This is a genomic window from Phenylobacterium soli, assembly GCF_003254475.1.
In the GTDB taxonomy this organism is placed as follows: domain Bacteria; phylum Pseudomonadota; class Alphaproteobacteria; order Caulobacterales; family Caulobacteraceae; genus Phenylobacterium; species Phenylobacterium soli.
The window spans coordinates 1,496,208-1,511,982 of the sequence record NZ_QFYQ01000001.1; the positions used below are offsets into that span (position 1 = coordinate 1,496,208).

Consider the following 15,775-nt stretch of genomic DNA (forward strand, 5'->3'; position numbering starts at 1 on the left):
CGCCGCCGTTCCCGCCGCTTCTTCCCGCCGCCTTCCGCGCTCAGGGCGCGGCCTTCGCCACGCTGACCAGCTCCACGTCGAACACCAGGGTCGCCTCCGGCGGCACGTCGCGCTTCAGCAGCGGCTCGCCCGGCGCCCATTTGCGCCCCAGCCGGCCATAGGCGAGGTAGGCCGGCATGGTGATCCGCCATTTGTCGCCCGGCCGCATGAGCTGCAGCGCCGCGCTCATCCCCGGGATCACCTCGCGCACCTTGAAGGCGTAGGGCTCGGCGCCGCCGCCGGGCGAGGTGGAGAACACCGCCCCGTCGGTCAGCCGGCCCACATAGCGCATGGTCACCGCGTCGGCCCGCGTCGGCTGGACCCCGCCCGCCGGGCCCGAGGCCAGCACCTCGTAGCGGATGCCGGGCAGCACGACGGGCGCGGCCGGGCTCGCCGCGGGGGTCGCCTCCGCCGCCGTCGCCTCCGCCGCCGTCGTCTCCGCCGCCGTCGCGCCGAACGCCAGGAGAAGGGCGGCCGCCGCCGCCCCTCCAACCCGCCTCATCAAGCGAGGCGTCATTGGCCCAGGGCGGCCTCCGTGGCCTCCAGCTCGTCCTTGATCCAGTCGTGGCCGCGGGCGACCAGCACGCCCTCGATGGCCGACACATGGCCGCGCAGCCGCTCGCGGATCTGCGGGTCCACGTCGTCCCGCCCGGCCATCCACTTGGTCACCAAGAGCAGCCCGAACGCGCTGTGCATCGCCAGCCGCTCCAGGTCGTCGTCGGAAAGCTTCGTCATCGGCGCGCCTCCTTCCAGTCCATCCACCAAACCATCAACGCGCGGCGGCGGCAAAGGCGTTCACCCGCGCCGCGCGCTCACAGCCCGGTCGCGTACTTGCGCGGCGCGATCCGCCCGCGGCGGCCGTTCATCGCCTCGGCGACGGGCCGCGCCGCCATCCCGAAGCGGTTGCAGAGGTCGTGGATCTGGTCGGCGATCACGTCGTCGCGCAGCCAGCAGGCCTTGGCGTAGGCCGCCCGGAACGCCGGCTCGTTCCTCAGCCAGCGATAGACCGCCTTGGCCGAGGGCATGCCCGGCGTCTTCACCGCCTCGCTGAGGCTCGCGCCGAACATCACCGCCTCGCACAGCGCCTCGGCGATCTGCGGCGTGTAGGTGCTCCTGCGCCCGCTCTTCCAGTCGCGCGGCGGCTTGCCGTCGAGCCTGCGCCGGTGCGCCCGCATCCAGGCGCGCGCCTTGGCCTTCTCGGCGTCCACCCACACCGCGTCGGCCGCCATCTGGGCCCTGAGCTCGCGCCAGGCCTCGCCGAACTCCGGGATCACCTCGCGCCAGCGATAGACCGTGGCGTAGCAGGGCATCCGCGGATCGGCGGTGATCGCCTTCACCGTCTCCCCGGCCGCGATCCGCTCCAGGATCAGCCGCCCCATCTCCTCAGTGAAGGCGCTCTCCTTCCACCCCGGCTCATGATCCATCGCCGGCGGCTCCCGCTCCCGCGGCGGGACCCAGGGGTTCTCGGGGCTGTAGCGCTGGCTCATGACCGCAAGCGTCTCACGGCCCTCCGCGATCCCGCAAGCAAAAGTTCACGTTATGTTCTTCCAATCCTCCGGCGATTATATACTTTGCAAACCCGATGAAGCTGTGGGGGACCTATATACATCTGTGACCCATCGGGTTTGCGTCAGGCCGGGTTAGGCGCCAAGCTCTCAACCGGGGAATGAACCGGGGGGCTTATGACTACTGCACCGATTAGTCTGTATTTCGATCTAGAGCCGGGCCAGGTCGCTGACTTGGAGGTCGTCTCCAGGGCGTCACTTGCCTTCGCCGCCGCCGTAAAGGACCTGGCGTTTTTCATGGCGTTATTATACTTGACGTACCCAAACCGACTGATAAGGTAATTCCCATAAGGAGTTACCGCCGTGTCGATACTCTCAGCGCCCCACTTCCACAACGAGAAAGCCGCCTACGCCTACATTGAGGCGCGGGTCTGGCCGGAAGGGCCGGTTTGCCCGCACTGCGGTTGCTTCGGACGCATCTACGAGCTGAAGGGCAAGAGCACCCGGATCGGCGTCCGCAAGTGCGGCGACTGCCGCAAGCCCTTCACCGTGAAGGTCGGGACCATCTTCGAGTCCAGCCACGTCCCGCTGCGCTACTGGCTGCAAGCGATGTTCCTCATGGCTTCGAGCAAGAAGGGCATCAGCGCCAACCAGCTTCACCGCACCCTCGGCGTGACCCTCAAGACCGCCTGGTTCATGGCGCACCGTATCCGCGAGGCCATGCGTGACGGCGATCTGGCGCCCTTCGGCCACGAAGGCTCGCCCGTCGAGGTTGATGAGACCTACATCGGCCGTGAGCCGGGCGAGCCCGTCACCAAGGGCGGCAATCACAAGATGAAGGTTCTCAGCCTCGTGGATCGCGCCTCGGGCCGCGCCCGTTCTCACGTGCTGGACTACGTGACCGCTAAGACCGTGGGCGAGATCGTCGCCACCAACCTGAGCCGCGAAGCGATCCTGATGACCGACGAGGCCCGCCACTACGTGAAGATCGGCGAGAACTACGCGGGCCACGGCCACACCAACCACGCGGCCGGGGAGTACGTCTCCCGCTTCAATCCGCTGGTCCACACCAACACCGTCGAAGGGTACTTCTCGATCTTCAAGCGCGGCATGCGCGGCGTGTACCAGCACTGCGCCAAGCGCCATCTGCACCGCTACCTCGCCGAGTTCGACTTCCGGTACTCCAACCGCGTCGCGCTCGGGATCGGCGATGCCGCTCGCGCCGACATTGCCCTTCGGGGTATCGTGGGCAAGCGCCTCACCTATCAAACAGCTCGTGGGCAAGCCTGATGGCAAAAGCACCGAAGAAGCCCCCGCCGAAGGACGAGGACGAGGCGGAAAGCCAAAGGTTCATCGACCTCGCAAGAGAGTTAGAAGCCGCTGGCGACCTAAGCCCCACCGACGCCGCGAGCGCGTTCGACCAACTACTGTCTAAGGCGGCTCCGACGAAGCGGCGCACGCCCTAGGGCGCGTACCGACGTAGGAAGTCGAGCACGCGGCGCCCCGCTTCCGTGGCTATGGCGCCGCGACCCTCGCAGACCTCACAGTCAAGGGGGCGTCCGGCAACGCGCACGAAGCCGTGGCCGCTACATGCCTCACATCGCCGCTCCAGATCCATCAAGGCCAAGGTCGGCTTGCGACCCGCTTCCGCCAGCTTTTCCATCGAGCCAATCGTCCGCAAAATGAATTAGGTTCATTGCGGATCGTATCACTATGTCCATGTAGTCGCGAACGTTATCTCCGGCGATCACGTAATCTTGGCCGACTTCAAGGGGATGGATAAAGTCCACTCCCTGCATTCGCCGGATAAAAGTCTCATCCACGCGACCTCCCCTGTGGGCGTGCAGATTACGGATTGCTTCCAGCCTATTCAGGTGCGTGGTATCTATAATCGTGGGGTCGAAGTCCGACTTGAAGGCTACTTTATATGCGTCAGTAATTCCCCGCAGGGAATCCAAGTTTACACGACGTGCACGCGAGAGAACGTCGCCCATCGAGTGCGACAAGTCGAAATGATATTGGTCCAGAACAGAGAGCGGGATGGTCTTCTGATCTTGCCGCGGGATGTCCTGTCCCAGTGGGGGCTGGCCGCTGAGAACATTCCGTGCGAGAGGCGATGGGTGTATATTAACGAGCGTTTTCCATAGATCTACGGCCAGAGACTCAAAGCACATCCAGCCCTGAATACACATCAGTGCGAGCAATGCTATTGATCCCTCTGGGCCGAAGATATTTGTTTGCAGATATTGCTCTATTACACCAGCGCCGGCTGCCCAATGGTCGTCCCAATGGTGGGGATTGTTCGCCCTGTCATCCATTAATCCCTGAAGTCGCGCGTCTAACGCTGACGCGTACTCCGGGTGTGATCCTATATCGGCATCCAAACCTATGCCGTGCGCGAACCTTATTTCTCTGTCCGCGCGCGTGAACCAAATGGAATACACAACCAAATTTACATGCGTCGCCATCAACTCGAAGGCACGGTCGCAGTTGCTGATGAACGCCCAAGCTACGGACGCCAGTTCGGGGCGCTTTAGCGTCGACCGAAGGTCACGATAGCTCTTATCGAAGAGGCCCGCCTGAGCGACGTTGTAATTGATACCCAGTTCCGACACGCGCGCCCCCCGTGGCCTGCTGCGCGCCAGAGCCTACCCTCGTGGGTACGCGAAGTACAATATCGCCAATCCTCCCCCTGAGGGGGAGGTGGCCCAGAGGGCCGGAGGGGGTTGAAGTCCACTGACCGTCACGCGAAGGCCGGCCCGCTTTCCACTTGCGGTAAGCCCATGATCCTGCAAGCTTAACCTGGGTTAAGGGGCGCTAGTGCGCGCTCACTTGGGGGGAAGGCATATGAACAAGCTGTTGTGCGCCGCGTCTGCGGCGCTCGTCCTGTCGGGCTGCGCGACCACGTACTCGGTCCAGCCTGTCGCCGCGGCAAATCAACAAGTCACCTATGACCACGGCACAGCGCTGTTGATGTCCAAGAAGGACAAGGGCGCCGTTCGCGTCGCGCCGAGCTCGACGGAATTCCAGGATCGCATGGGACTGGCCGTTGTCGCATTCAACGACAGCCAGATGCCGGCGAATCTCGGTCCGGAGAATGTGCACGTCTATACGGCCGCTGGCCTGACGGTCCCGGTTTTCACCTACGAGCAGCTTGCGCGGGAAGCGAAGAAGAAGGCGGCGTGGGCGGCCTTCGCCGTTGCGCTTTCCGGTGCCGCGAATGCCTACGCGGCCTCGCAGCCAACGACGGTGAACACCTATGGCTCTGCCTATGGCAATCGCGGCTACGCCACCTACGCGGCCCAGACGACCGTCTACAACCCGGCGAATGCCGCACTCGCCAATTCGATCAATCAGGCGAACACCAATCGCGAGATGTCGCAGATCAGTGCCTCGCTCGAGGCGACCCTCTCGAGCTTGGGCAACTCGATCCTTCGAACCACCACGGTCGAGCCCGGCGGCGCGTTCGGCGGCACCGTCGTGGTCGGCAAGCCCCACTTTGGCAAGGGCGAAGCGCAAACGCTCCGCGTCGTTGTGAGCTTCAACGGCGAAGATCACGAGTTCAGCTTTAACGTTGGGGCGAGCTGAGGCGACCTATGATGAGCCGCGGCAACCTAGGCCCCTATAAAAACCGGCAGGCGGCAGGTGCCGGTGCGGTTCCAGGCGGTCCCGCGCGGCAGGGCCGCGTCAGCAAGCGTTGGCGGCCTGGGCAACCGCGACCGTGACAAATCGTAGAAATCGAATGATAGGAGATGGACCAGTTTTGCAGGCCATCCATATGCCGACTCTCAACATCTCCGAGTTCTCGTGCCTCGACGAAGCCACCTTCCAACTCGCACCTGTGAACGTCATCATCGGTCCACAGGGGAGCGGAAAGAGCGTAACGACCAAATTATTCTACTTTCTTACGGATATACAGACTTCGTATTTTCAATATGCGGAGCGTGGGGATACAATCGAGGATTATAAGAAGCAAGTTGCCCGCCTATTTAAAATCTGGTTTCCCCCGTCTGCTTGGGGGCAGGGGCGGTTCAATATCGGATACACTGCAGGTGATTTTTCCGTTCGCCTGCTTAGACGAAAGTCTCAAGGAAAACTATCCGAGGACCTATCGGTCACCTTTTCGGAATGGTTTTCCGATATATACAATGAGACGCGGCATCAGTTCGAGCGACAAAAAGATTTCGAAGACATCGAGTCTACCTCGAATCTCTCGATAAGCGAACTAGATAGGGGGTGGCGCGTCAGAGAGGTCATGCAGAGGCGCGCGCTGAGAGATCTAGAGCGTCAGTATATTGGACAGCAAACGTTTATTCCTGCCGGTCGAGCTTTTTTTACAAGCATTGGAAGGCTCGTGGCGGGCCTCGAGCAAGCTGGAAGCCTCGATCCAGTTACCTTAAAATTTGCGCGGCTCTTCGCAAATCTGCGCGATCGGAACGCCTCAAGGCGCCCTGGGTACGCCTCGCGACTCGGTCATGAGTTCCTCACCCGGAGGAAGCACATCATGAATCAGTTGTTCGGAGGGGAGATCCGTTTCGAAAATGAAACTGAATTTGTCCAGGCCGAAGATGGCCGACGGATTCCGTTCACTTCGCTTTCTAGTGGGCAGCAAGAACTCCTGCCGATGTGGTCGCTCATGGATTATTTTAGCGAGATAGACGCGCTGACATATCGAGGGCCGGGTCGTCCTGTTAGGCGCGCTAGTGAGCTTGTGTACATCGAGGAGCCTGAGGCTCACCTATTTCCATCGGCGCAGAGCTTATTGATGGAATTTCTCATTGGTTCGCTTGTCTCTGAGCGGAGTCAGAGAAGTTTGGTGATTACGACCCACAGTCCTTACATCATGGGCAAGCTGAATGTTTTCTTGAAGGCTGGTCAACTATCTCGCAGAAAAAAGAGAAATCAAGATATAAATAATGTAGTACCTAGGGATTGTTGGTTGGACGAAAACCGACTTTCCGCCCTTGCTATTGAGAACGGGACTATGCGTGATCTCACGGATAGTGATGGGTTGATCGACGGTACATATCTTGATCAGGTCTCGGAAGACATATCTCGACAGTTTTCTACGCTCCTAAAGATCGAGTCGGAGATTTAATCATGACCGCGGAGTGCTCGGAAGCGGTGAGTCATTCCAAGATTAAAGTGGAAGAGAACGGGCGGAAGGCGATTTTCAAAAATCCGGAGAAGGAACCTTACGTCCGTACACTGGTCGACGGTTGCATTGTCACCGAGGGGCCTAGGACGGACTACCTGGTAAGCAAAGCCGGGAAAGCTTCCGTCTTGGTCGAGCTAAAGGGATCCGATGTCGCGAAGGCATGTGAGCAGCTACTCGCGTCTGCAAAGCATCCCAATGTGAAGCCACTGCTGGAGGGAAGACTCGGGTTCTTGGTGATATGCAGTAAATATCCCCGGTTCGATACGTTTGTGGCCAAGGCTAAGCAGCAGTGCGCTAAACAACACAAGGCTGGATTTCACGTTGTTTGCGATCAGGGCGAGTTCGACATCGAGCGTGTCGTTGAGATAGACGGTCCCTACTAATCCATAGAAAAACCCCTCCGGATGGTGCTCCCACCCGGAGGGGCTTTCCCCCACACACCCCGAACCCCGCCGCCTGATGTCAGGCGGGCGGGGCCCAGTTGTCTCAGTAGCCCTGGATCCGCGCGTAGCGGTCGCGATGGAAGGCCTGGTTGCCGAAGGCGGCTTCGCAGGCGCGGGCGCGCTTGAGGTAGAAGCCGGCGTCGTGGGCGTCGGTCATGCCGATGCCGCCATGCATCTGGACCATCTCGTTCGACACCAGGTGGAAGGTGTCGCCCATCTTGGCCTTGGCCAGGCTGACGAGCTCGGCGGTGTCCGGCGCGTCGTTGTCGATCGCCGTCAGGGCCGCCTCGACCGCCGAGCGCGAGAGCTCGAGGTCGGTGAACATCTTGGCCGCGCGGTGCTGCAGGGCCTGGAAGGAGCCGATGACCTGGCCGAACTGGACGCGGGTCTTCAGGTACTCGAGGGTGGTCTCGAAGGCCTGGACGGCGGCGCCCAGCATCTCGGCGCAGACACCGGCGCGGGCGCGGTCGAGGACCTTCTCCACCAGCTCCGCGCCGCCGTTCAGCGGCTCGGCGGCGGCGCCGGCGAACTCGACGTTGGCCGCGCCGCGGCTGTCGGCGAGGTGCAGGCGGGTGCGCTTCACGCCCGCGTCGTCACCCTTCACCAGGTAGAGGCCGACGCCGTTCGCACCCTTGGCCGAGACGACGAACAGGTTGGCCGCCATGCCTTCCAGCACGAAGGTCTTCTTGCCGGTGATCTTGCCGCCGTCGAACTTGGTCTCGACCTTCTCCGGGTTGTGGTGCGGGCCCTCGTCCACGGCGAGGGTGGCGACCGCGGTGCCGTCGGCGATCTTCGGCAGCCACTCCGACTTCTGGGCGTCCGAGCCGCCGAGGATCAGGGCCGAGGCGCCGGCCAGGCCCGAGGCCAGCAGCGGCGAGGCGGTCAGGGTGCGGCCGAGCTCTTCGAGGATCAGGCCCAGCGACAGGTAGCCGAAGTTCGAGCCACCGAATTCTTCCGGGATGATGACCCCGGCCCAGCCCATCTCCGCCATCTCGTTCCAGGCGGCGGCGTCATAGCCCAGCTCCACGCCGCTATCGCGCACCTTGCGGAAGGCGGTGACGGGGCTCTTCTCCTGGACCCAGCTCTTCGCCGCGTCCTTCAGCATGCTCTGTTCTTCGGTCAGAACGGCCATTTCTCTATCCTCGACAAATCTCTTTGGGTTCAATTCACGCCCCCTGACGCCACGGCGATCAAGGGGTTTTTGGAACCACGAAAGTCACGAAGAGCACGAAAGCTCGGAGCGGGCGGCGCCGAAGGCGCGATCGATCCAGGCGGTGCTGCGGACGGTCTCGCTCGCTGACGCTCGCGAAGGTCCTTTCGTGTCTTTCGTGCCTTTCGTGCCTTTCGTGGTTCAGGTCCTCACTTGCTCTGCGTCAGGTCCGGCAGGCCCAGGATGCGCTTGGAGATGATGTTGGACTGCACCTCCTGGCTGCCGCCGTAGATCGTCGTCGCCTTGCCGCCTAGCCAGCCGCGCACGGCGGCGAGCTCGTCGGGCTTGAAGCCCTCGCCCTCCCAGCCGAGGCCCTGGTGGCCCATGATCTCGAGCACCAGCTCGGCCCGCTCCTGCATGGCGCGGGTGCCGGCGTTCTTCATGATCGAGGTGGCGGCCGAGGGGTTCTGGTTGCCCTTGGACTCGGCCATGGCGCGCATCGCGGTCTGCTGGAAGGCGCGGATCTCGATGTTGTTCATGATCACGCGGGTGCGCAGGTCCGGGTCGGCGATGCGGCCCTTCTCGTCGACGCCCACATAGTCCTTGGCGATCTGGTCCAGGGTCTTCTGCGGACCGAAGCCGCCGCCGGCGCCGGCCAGGCCCGAGCGCTCGTGCTGGAGCAGGCGCTTGGCGATGGTCCAGCCGCCGTTCAGCGGGCCCACGAGCTGGTCCTTCGGCACCTTCACGTCGGTGATGAAGGTCTCGCAGAACGGGCTGTTGCCGCTGATCAGCTTGATCGGGCGGACTTCGACGCCCGGCTGGTGCATCGGGAACAGGACGAAGCTGATGCCCTCGTGCTTCTTGGTGGTGTCGGTGCGCACCAGGCAGAAGCACCAGTCGGCGTATTGAGCGCCGCTCGTCCAGATCTTTTGGCCGTTAACGAGGAAATGGTCGCCCTTGTCCTCGGCTCTGGTCTGAAGAGAGGCAAGATCCGAGCCGGCGCCCGGCTCACTGAAACCTTGGCACCACTGAAGATCACCTTTGACGATCGGCGGAATGTGCTGCTGCTTCTGGGCCTCGTTACCGTACTCGAGCAGGGTCGGGCCGAACATCATCACGCCCATGCCGCCGATCGGGTTGTAGGCGCCGGCGCGCGCCAGCTCCTGCTGGATGATCCGCGCATGCGCCGAGGTCAGCCCCGCCGCGCCGTATTCCTTCGGCCAGGTGGGGACGCCCCAGCCCTTCTCGCCCATGGCCTTGCGCCACTTCTCCATGTCCTCGCTGGGCTTGGTGCGCTCCTCCCGCATCATCGGGTTGGGCTTGCCCTTCAGCGAGGCCGGGAAGTTCGCCTCGATCCATTCACGCGCCTCGGCGCGGAAGGCGTCGAGATCGCTGCCTCCAAAATCCGCCATTCAAATCGCTCCTGAAAAATCCGGTCCGTCTAAATCGGGGTCTAAGTAATCAGCCTTTACCTTGGTCGCGCCGGGTGTGGGAGTCCCCCGGCGCCTCACCCGTTCTGGGTCGTGTCGGGCAGGCCAAGGATGCGCTTGGAGACGATGTTCGACTGGATCTCCTGGCTGCCGCCGAAGATCGTCGTCGCCTTGCCCGAGAGCCAGGAGCGCACCGCGTCGCGCTCTTCCTTGGTGTATTCGTCGCCCTCCCAGCCGAGGCCCTGGCTCCCCATGATCTCGAGCAGCAGCTCGGCCTTCTCCTGGCCGATCCAGGTGCCCGAGTTCTTCATTACCGAGGTGGTGGCCGAGGGGTTCTGGTTGCCCTTGGCCTCGTCGGCGGCGCGCTTGAGCGTCAGGGTATGGGCCTTGGCGTCGATCTGGTGCTTGGCGATGCGGGTGCGCAGGTCCTGGTCGGCGAGGCGGCCGCTGGCGTCGAGGCCGACGTAGCGCTTGGCGAGGTCGACCACGTTCGGGCCCATCATCATCCGCGCGCCGCCCTGGCCGGACCGCTCGTGCTGCAGCAGGCGCTTGCCGATGGTCCAGCCGCCGTTCAGCGGGCCGACCATGTCGTTCTTCTCGACGCGGGCGTCGGTGAAGAAGGTCTCGCAGAACGGGCTGTTGCCGGCGATCAGCTTGATCGGCCGGGTTTCGACGCCGGGCTGGCGCATGTTGATCAGCACGAAGCTGATGCCCTCGTGCTTCTTGGTGGTGTCCGTGCGCACCAGGCAGAAGCACCAGTCCGCCCACTGCGCGCCGCTCGTCCAAATTTTTTGACCGTTGACCACCCAGTGGTCGCCGCGATCTTCCAGCTTGGTCTGCAGGCTGGCGAGGTCGGAGCCGGCGCCCGGCTCGGAGTAGCCCTGGCACCAGCGCAGCTCGCCCTTCACGATCGGCGGGATGTGGCGGGCCTTCTGGTCCTCGGTGCCGTATTCCAGCAGGGTCGGGCCGAACATCGAGATGCCCATGCCGGCCATCGGATTGTAGGCGCCGAGGCGCTCCATCTCCTGCTGGACGATGCGGCCCTGCGGGCCCGAGAGGCCGCCGCCGCCGTACTCGGTCGGCCAGGTCGGCGTGCCCCAGCCCTTCTCGGCCATCCGCTGCTTCCACAGCAGGGCGTCGCCGGTGGGCTTCTCACCGCCGGGGATCAGCGCCGCCTCGGAGAAGGCGAGCGACTTGGGGAAATTCGCCTCGAGCCACTGGCGGGCTTCAGCCCGGAAGGCGTCCAGATCGGAGCCGCCGAAATCGGCCATCGGAATTCTCCCTAATCTTTCAAATGTTCTTGTCCCCGCCGGCGCGGGCGGAGGGCTTCAATCCCCCTAGTCCCGCGCCATCCCGCTCTGGAGTCAACACTGACTTCAGATCGGGGCCCGCATCATTTCGGGTCGGGCAGGCCGAGGACGCGCTTGGAGACGATGTTGAGGTTGATCTCCGAGGTGCCGCCTTCGATCGAGTTGGCCTTCGAGCGCAGCATGGTGCGCACCGCGGCCAGCTCCTGCTCGGTGAAGCCCTCGCCCTCCCAGCCGAGGCCCTGATTGCCCATGGCCTCGAGCATCAGCTCGTTGCGCTCCTGGGCGACCTTGGCGCCGGCGTACTTCATGATCGCCGCGGCGTTCGAGGGGCCGCCCGAGCCCTTCGCCTCGTCCGCCGCCCGCCTCATGGTCAGCTGGAAGGCGCGGTTGTCCATCAGGTGCTCGGTGATCCGCCGGCGCAGGTCCGCATCGGCGATGCGGCCGGTCTCGTCGACGCCGACGTAGGCCTTGGCCGCTTCGGGGATGGTCGGCATGGCCACGGTCTGGCCGATGTTGCCGCCGCCGAGGCTGCCGGCGATCGAGTCCCGCTCGAACTGCATCAGCCGCTTGGCCACCGTCCAGCCGCCGTTCAGCGGGCCGAACAGCTGATCCTTCGGCACCTTCACATTGGTGAAGAAGGTCTCGCAGAAGGGCGAGGTGCCGTTGATCAGCTTGATCGGCCGCACCTCGACGCCCTGCGCCTTCATGTCGATCAGCAGGAAGCTGATCCCCTCGTGCTTCTTCGCCTTGTCGGTCCGCACCAGGCAGTAGCACCGGTCGGCGTGCTGGGCGCCGCTCGTCCACACCTTCGACCCGTTAACGAGGAAGTGGTCGCCCTTGTCCTCGGCGAAGGTCTGCAGGGAGGCGAGGTCCGAGCCGGAGCCGGGCTCGGAATAGCCCTGGCACCACCACACCTCGCCCATGATGATGCCCGGCAGGTGCTCACGTTTCAGCTCTTCCGAGCCGTATTCGAGCAGGGTCGGGCCGAAGAAGGCCACGCCCATGCCGCCGATCGGGCTGCGGGCGCCGACGGCGGCCATCTCCTCGGCGAGCACCTTGGCCTCGGCGCGGGACAGTCCGCCGCCGCCGTACTCTTTCGGCCAGGTGGGCGTGCCCCAGCCCTTCTTGCCGAGCGCCTCGCGCCAGGCCTTGGCCTCGGGCGTTTCGGGGCGCGCCTGCAGCTTGGCGAGCTGGGTGTCGTAGTCGTGGGCCAGGGCCTTGGGAAAGTTGGCCTTCAGCCACTCCCGCGCCTCCGACCGGAAGGTCTCCAGATCCGCGCCGCCGAAATCCGCCATGGGAAATTCTCTCGTCGAAATCGTTCGTGAAAAAGGCGTCGCCCGAGCAATGAGGGCGACGCCTTGGTGAGTGGTCCTACTTCGGGTCGGGAAGCCCCAGCACCCGCTTGGAGATCACGTTCAGATTGATCTCCGAGGTGCCGCCCTCGATGGAGTTGGCCTTGGTCCGCAGCCAGCCGCGCACCGCGGTGAGCTCCAGCGGGGCGAAGCCTTCGCCCTCCCAGCCGAGGCCCTGGTTGCCCAGCGCCTCGACCATCAGCTCGGAGCGCTCCTTGGCGAACTCGGCGGCCGCGTACTTGATGATCGAGGTGGTCGCCGAGGGACCGTTGCCGGCCTTCGATTCCGCCGCCGAGCGGGCGATGGTCTGCCGCAGGGCCTGGAAGTTCATCTTGTTCTCGGTGATCCGCCGGCGCAGGTCGATGTCGGCCAGCCGCCCGCCCTCGAGGCCGAGGTAGGTCTTGGCGATCTGCGCCAGGTCGCCCGAGGCGCCGCCCGCCGAGCCGCCCTCGCCGAAGCCGGCGGAGATGTTCTGGCGCTCGTACTGAAGGAGGCGCTTGGCGATCTCCCAGCCGCCGTTCAGCCGGCCCACGAGGTTGCCCTTCGGCACCTTCACGTCGGTGAAGAAGGTCTCGCAGAACGGGCTCTCGCCGCTGATCAGCCGGATCGGCCGCGTCTCGACGCCCGGCGTCTTCATGTCGATCAGCACGAAGGAGATGCCCTCGTGCTTCTTGCTCGGGTCCGTCCGCACCAGACAGAAGCACCAGTCGGCCTTGTCGGCATAGCTGGTCCAGATCTTCGAGCCGTTGATCAGCCAGTGGTCGCCCTTGTCCTCGCACTTGGTCTGCAGGCCGGCGAGGTCGGAGCCGGCGCCCGGCTCGGAGTAGCCCTGGCACCAGCGGATTTTGCCCTGGATGATCCTGGGCAGGTGCTCCTTCTTCTGCTCCTCGTTGGCGTACTCGAGCAGCACCGGACCCAGCATCCACAGGCCGAACGAGAGCAGGGCCGGGCGATAGCGGCCGGCGGCCAGCTCCTGGTCGAGCACCCGGGCCTGGGCCGGGCTCAGGCCACCGCCGCCGTACTCCTTGGGCCAGGTCGGGGCGGTCCAGCCTTTCTCGGCCATCCGCTGCATCCAGGTGACCTGCGGGTCCGACGCGCCGTCGAAGGCGCGGCCGCCCCAGACGGCTTCGGGGTCCGTCTTGGCGTTGGGGTCCTTGAGTTCGGCCGGATAGTTGGCCGCCAGCCAGTCACGCACCTCCGTGCGGAAAGCCTCAAGATCGGCGCCGCCGAAATCGGCCATGGCGTCCTCCACGCAATCGACAATGGGAAATCCGCGCCACCTTAGCGCCGCCGTCTGCGCCAGAAAAGCGGAACGAAACAGTTGTTTGGATTTACCCAACGTCGCAGGCGCGCCGTCGCAAATCAGGGCTATATGGGGTCGCCCTCGACCGGGCGTTCCAGGGGGATCGATGGACCTCTTTCGCAATCTGAAGGATCTGCGTCCCGCCGCCCTGGCCGCCGCGCCCTGGAGCGCAGCCTTGCTGACCCTTGCCGCCGGGGTCATGCTGCTGGCGTCCGGCGCGACGCCGTCGGAGCCGGTGCGCTTCATGCGCCTGCTGGAAGTCGCCCCGGTCTATCTCATCGAGGCCAGCCACTTCCTCTCCAGCCTGTTTGGCCTGTGGCTGGTGCTGCTGGCTTTCGGGCTGCGGGCCCGGCTGGACGCCGCCTGGGCGGCGACCATGGTGGTGCTGCTGGTCGCCGCGCCGCTCTCGCTTCTGAAGGGACTCAACTGGGAGGAAACGGCGGCGCTCGCCACGCTGGCGGTCCTGCTGTTCCCGTTCCGCGCCGCCTTTCCCCGGCGCGCGCGCCTGACGCGGATGGAGATCACCCCGGGCTGGCTGGTTTCGGCGGCCTGCGCTGTCGCCGGCGCGGGCCTCCTTGGCCTCTGGTCGTTCCAGCACGCCGACTACGCGGACATGCCCTGGTGGCGTGTGATGGCCGACGCCGACGCCGAGCGAGCCGTTCGCGCCTGGGCTGGGGCCGCGGTGGCCCTGTTCGCCTTCGGCCTGTGGCGCCTCTTCGCCTCGGCCGCGACGCCGAGGATCACGGGCGCCCGCGATCCGGGCTACGAGAAGGTCCGCGACATCCTCTCCCGCGCCGAGGCGGCCGAGCCGTCGTCCAACCTGGCGCTGCTGGGCGATAAGCGCTTCCTGTTCTCCGCCTCGGGCGACAGCTTCCTGATGTTCGGGGTGCGGGGCCGCAGCTGGATCGCGCTGGGCTCGACGGTCGGCAGGCGCGAGGAGCGGCTCGAACTCTTCTGGTCGTTCCGCGAGCTGGCCGACAGCCATGCCGCCCGGCCGGGCTTCTACGGCCTCGCGGCCGACGACCTGCCCGACGTGGTCGAGCTCGGCTTCTCGCTTCAGAAGGTGGGGGAGAGCGCCACCGTGCCGCTCGAGACCTTCTCGATCGAGGGTCGGAAGCGCGGCAACCTGCGGCGCGCCTGGCGCAAGGCGGCGGAAGAGGGCGCCTCGTTCGAGGTGGTCTCCGGCGAGGCCCTGCAGGCGCTGATGCCCGAGCTGCAGCGCATCTCGGACGAATGGCTGGGGCACCACGCCGGCGGGGAGAAGGGCTTCTCCATGGGCGGCTTCTTCGCAGAGTACATCGCCGAGTTCCCGGTGGCGGTGGTGCGCGACCACGGACGGCTGGTGGCGTTCGCCAACATCTGGATCACGGCGGCGCGGTCGGCCTTCTCCATGGACCTGATGCGCTACGGCGACGACGCGCCAAAGAACATCATGGACTACCTCTTCGTCGAGCTGATCGCCTGGGGCCGGGAGCAGGGCTACGCGGCTTTCGAGTTCGGCATGGCGCCGCTGGCGGGCCTTGAGGACCGGCCGCTCGCCCCCATCATGTCGCGGGTCGGCAACCTGCTCTTCGAGCGCGGCGAGGAGATCTACAACTTCCAGGGCGTGCGCCGGTACAAGGACAAGTACGACCCGGTCTGGCAGCCGCGCTATATCGCCGCGGCGCACAAGTGGGCCATCCCCCTCTTGATGGCCGACGTGGGCCTGCTTTCGTCCGGCGGCGTCGCCGGGCTGTCGAAACGGCCGAAGAAGGCGGAGGAGACGCCCTCAGCGCCCGGTGATCACGCCGAACAGATTGAGCACGTGGGCGGTAAGGTAGAGCCCGACGGCGCCAAATAGGGCCATCAGGAAGCGATAGGGGATCAGCCTGGGTCCCTTGTGCGGATTGGGCGGCGCGGCGCCCCGCCAGCCGCAGAACGCGCCCAGGACCACGCAGCCGGCCAGGAGGGCGAGGGTGAGAGAAAGGCTCATGGCGCAGCCCTAGCCCACCGCGCCACTGGCCGCAAAACACGACCGCCGATTGCAGGCATCGTCCACAGAAAAGCCGCTCCGACCCAACATCTAGCGTGTCGGTTGCGTTTACA

Annotated in this window: 16 protein-coding genes; 5 read left to right on the forward strand and 11 right to left on the reverse strand. The window is 64.8% G+C overall.

Annotated elements, in window-relative coordinates; all coding sequences use genetic code 11:
- Nucleotides 1-40: 40 nt before the first annotated feature.
- The 3 genes from DJ017_RS07470 to DJ017_RS07480 form a co-directional block, all read right to left on the reverse strand.
- Entirely contained in the window at nucleotides 41-541 is a 501-nt protein-coding gene (locus DJ017_RS07470) for an FKBP-type peptidyl-prolyl cis-trans isomerase (protein ID WP_165830556.1), read from the reverse strand.
- Between the two features lie 11 nt (nucleotides 542-552).
- Nucleotides 553-774, reverse strand: a complete 222-nt coding sequence (locus DJ017_RS07475) for a hypothetical protein (protein ID WP_111528123.1) — start codon at nucleotides 772-774, stop codon at nucleotides 553-555.
- A 77-nt stretch (nucleotides 775-851) separates the two neighbouring features.
- Entirely contained in the window at nucleotides 852-1,526 is a 675-nt protein-coding gene (locus tag DJ017_RS07480; protein ID WP_111528124.1) for a terminase small subunit-like protein, read from the reverse strand.
- 381 nt (nucleotides 1,527-1,907) lie between these two features.
- On the opposite strand from DJ017_RS07480, the gene DJ017_RS07485 reads away from it, so the two are divergent.
- Nucleotides 1,908-2,834: an IS1595 family transposase gene (locus DJ017_RS07485; protein WP_111528125.1), complete on the forward strand. Its 927-nt coding sequence runs from the start codon at nucleotides 1,908-1,910 to the stop codon at nucleotides 2,832-2,834.
- A gap of 172 nt (nucleotides 2,835-3,006) precedes the next feature.
- Here DJ017_RS07485 and DJ017_RS21035 read toward each other — a convergent pair whose 3' ends face one another.
- Both DJ017_RS21035 and DJ017_RS20050 read right to left on the reverse strand, forming a co-directional pair.
- Nucleotides 3,007-3,207, reverse strand: a complete 201-nt coding sequence (locus DJ017_RS21035; RefSeq protein ID WP_111528126.1) for a hypothetical protein — start codon at nucleotides 3,205-3,207, stop codon at nucleotides 3,007-3,009.
- Nucleotides 3,140-4,159 (reverse strand): hypothetical protein, encoded by a 1,020-nt coding sequence (locus DJ017_RS20050; protein ID WP_133255404.1) that lies wholly within the window; start codon nucleotides 4,157-4,159, stop codon nucleotides 3,140-3,142. Before DJ017_RS20050 ends, DJ017_RS21035 begins: the two co-directional genes overlap by 68 nt.
- Before the next feature lie 232 nt (nucleotides 4,160-4,391).
- Between DJ017_RS20050 and DJ017_RS07495 the strand changes: the two genes are divergently transcribed.
- The 3 genes from DJ017_RS07495 to DJ017_RS20055 all read left to right on the forward strand — a co-directional run bounded on the left by DJ017_RS07495 (nucleotide 4,392) and on the right by DJ017_RS20055 (nucleotide 7,085).
- Nucleotides 4,392-5,132 carry a hypothetical protein gene (locus DJ017_RS07495; RefSeq protein WP_133255405.1) on the forward strand — a complete coding sequence of 247 codons (741 nt, stop codon included), beginning with the start codon at nucleotides 4,392-4,394 and terminating at the stop codon, nucleotides 5,130-5,132.
- Between the two features lie 175 nt (nucleotides 5,133-5,307).
- Complete coding sequence (locus DJ017_RS07500; RefSeq protein ID WP_165830558.1) at nucleotides 5,308-6,642, forward strand: AAA family ATPase; 1,335 nt, start codon at nucleotides 5,308-5,310, stop codon at nucleotides 6,640-6,642.
- A gap of 2 nt (nucleotides 6,643-6,644) precedes the next feature.
- A complete protein-coding gene (locus tag DJ017_RS20055) occupies nucleotides 6,645-7,085 on the forward strand; it encodes a hypothetical protein (protein ID WP_133255406.1) in 441 nt (146 codons plus the stop codon).
- 103 nt (nucleotides 7,086-7,188) lie between these two features.
- On the opposite strand, the gene DJ017_RS07505 is transcribed toward DJ017_RS20055, so the two are convergent.
- The 5 genes from DJ017_RS07505 to DJ017_RS07525 all read right to left on the reverse strand — a co-directional run bounded on the left by DJ017_RS07505 (nucleotide 7,189) and on the right by DJ017_RS07525 (nucleotide 13,627).
- The gene (locus DJ017_RS07505; protein ID WP_111528129.1) at nucleotides 7,189-8,277 is read right to left on the reverse strand and encodes an acyl-CoA dehydrogenase family protein; all 1,089 of its coding nucleotides are present in this window, start codon (nucleotides 8,275-8,277) and stop codon (nucleotides 7,189-7,191) included.
- A 227-nt stretch (nucleotides 8,278-8,504) separates the two neighbouring features.
- The gene (locus DJ017_RS07510; RefSeq protein WP_111528130.1) at nucleotides 8,505-9,707 is read right to left on the reverse strand and encodes an acyl-CoA dehydrogenase family protein; all 1,203 of its coding nucleotides are present in this window, start codon (nucleotides 9,705-9,707) and stop codon (nucleotides 8,505-8,507) included.
- Nucleotides 9,708-9,802: 95 nt separating this feature from the next.
- The gene (locus tag DJ017_RS07515; RefSeq protein WP_111528131.1) at nucleotides 9,803-10,996 is read right to left on the reverse strand and encodes an acyl-CoA dehydrogenase family protein; all 1,194 of its coding nucleotides are present in this window, start codon (nucleotides 10,994-10,996) and stop codon (nucleotides 9,803-9,805) included.
- Between the two features lie 122 nt (nucleotides 10,997-11,118).
- Nucleotides 11,119-12,330 (reverse strand): acyl-CoA dehydrogenase family protein, encoded by a 1,212-nt coding sequence (locus DJ017_RS07520; RefSeq protein ID WP_111528132.1) that lies wholly within the window; start codon nucleotides 12,328-12,330, stop codon nucleotides 11,119-11,121.
- A 76-nt stretch (nucleotides 12,331-12,406) separates the two neighbouring features.
- Nucleotides 12,407-13,627 carry an acyl-CoA dehydrogenase family protein gene (locus tag DJ017_RS07525; protein WP_111528133.1) on the reverse strand — a complete coding sequence of 407 codons (1,221 nt, stop codon included), beginning with the start codon at nucleotides 13,625-13,627 and terminating at the stop codon, nucleotides 12,407-12,409.
- A gap of 169 nt (nucleotides 13,628-13,796) precedes the next feature.
- On the opposite strand from DJ017_RS07525, the gene DJ017_RS07530 reads away from it, so the two are divergent.
- Nucleotides 13,797-15,530 (forward strand): GNAT family N-acetyltransferase, encoded by a 1,734-nt coding sequence (locus DJ017_RS07530; protein ID WP_111528134.1) that lies wholly within the window; start codon nucleotides 13,797-13,799, stop codon nucleotides 15,528-15,530.
- Here the strand turns inward: DJ017_RS07530 and DJ017_RS07535 are convergent.
- Nucleotides 15,459-15,662: a hypothetical protein gene (locus tag DJ017_RS07535; protein ID WP_111528135.1), complete on the reverse strand. Its 204-nt coding sequence runs from the start codon at nucleotides 15,660-15,662 to the stop codon at nucleotides 15,459-15,461. The two genes, DJ017_RS07530 and DJ017_RS07535, sit on opposite strands and share 72 nt — an antisense overlap.
- Nucleotides 15,663-15,775 lie beyond the last annotated feature (113 nt).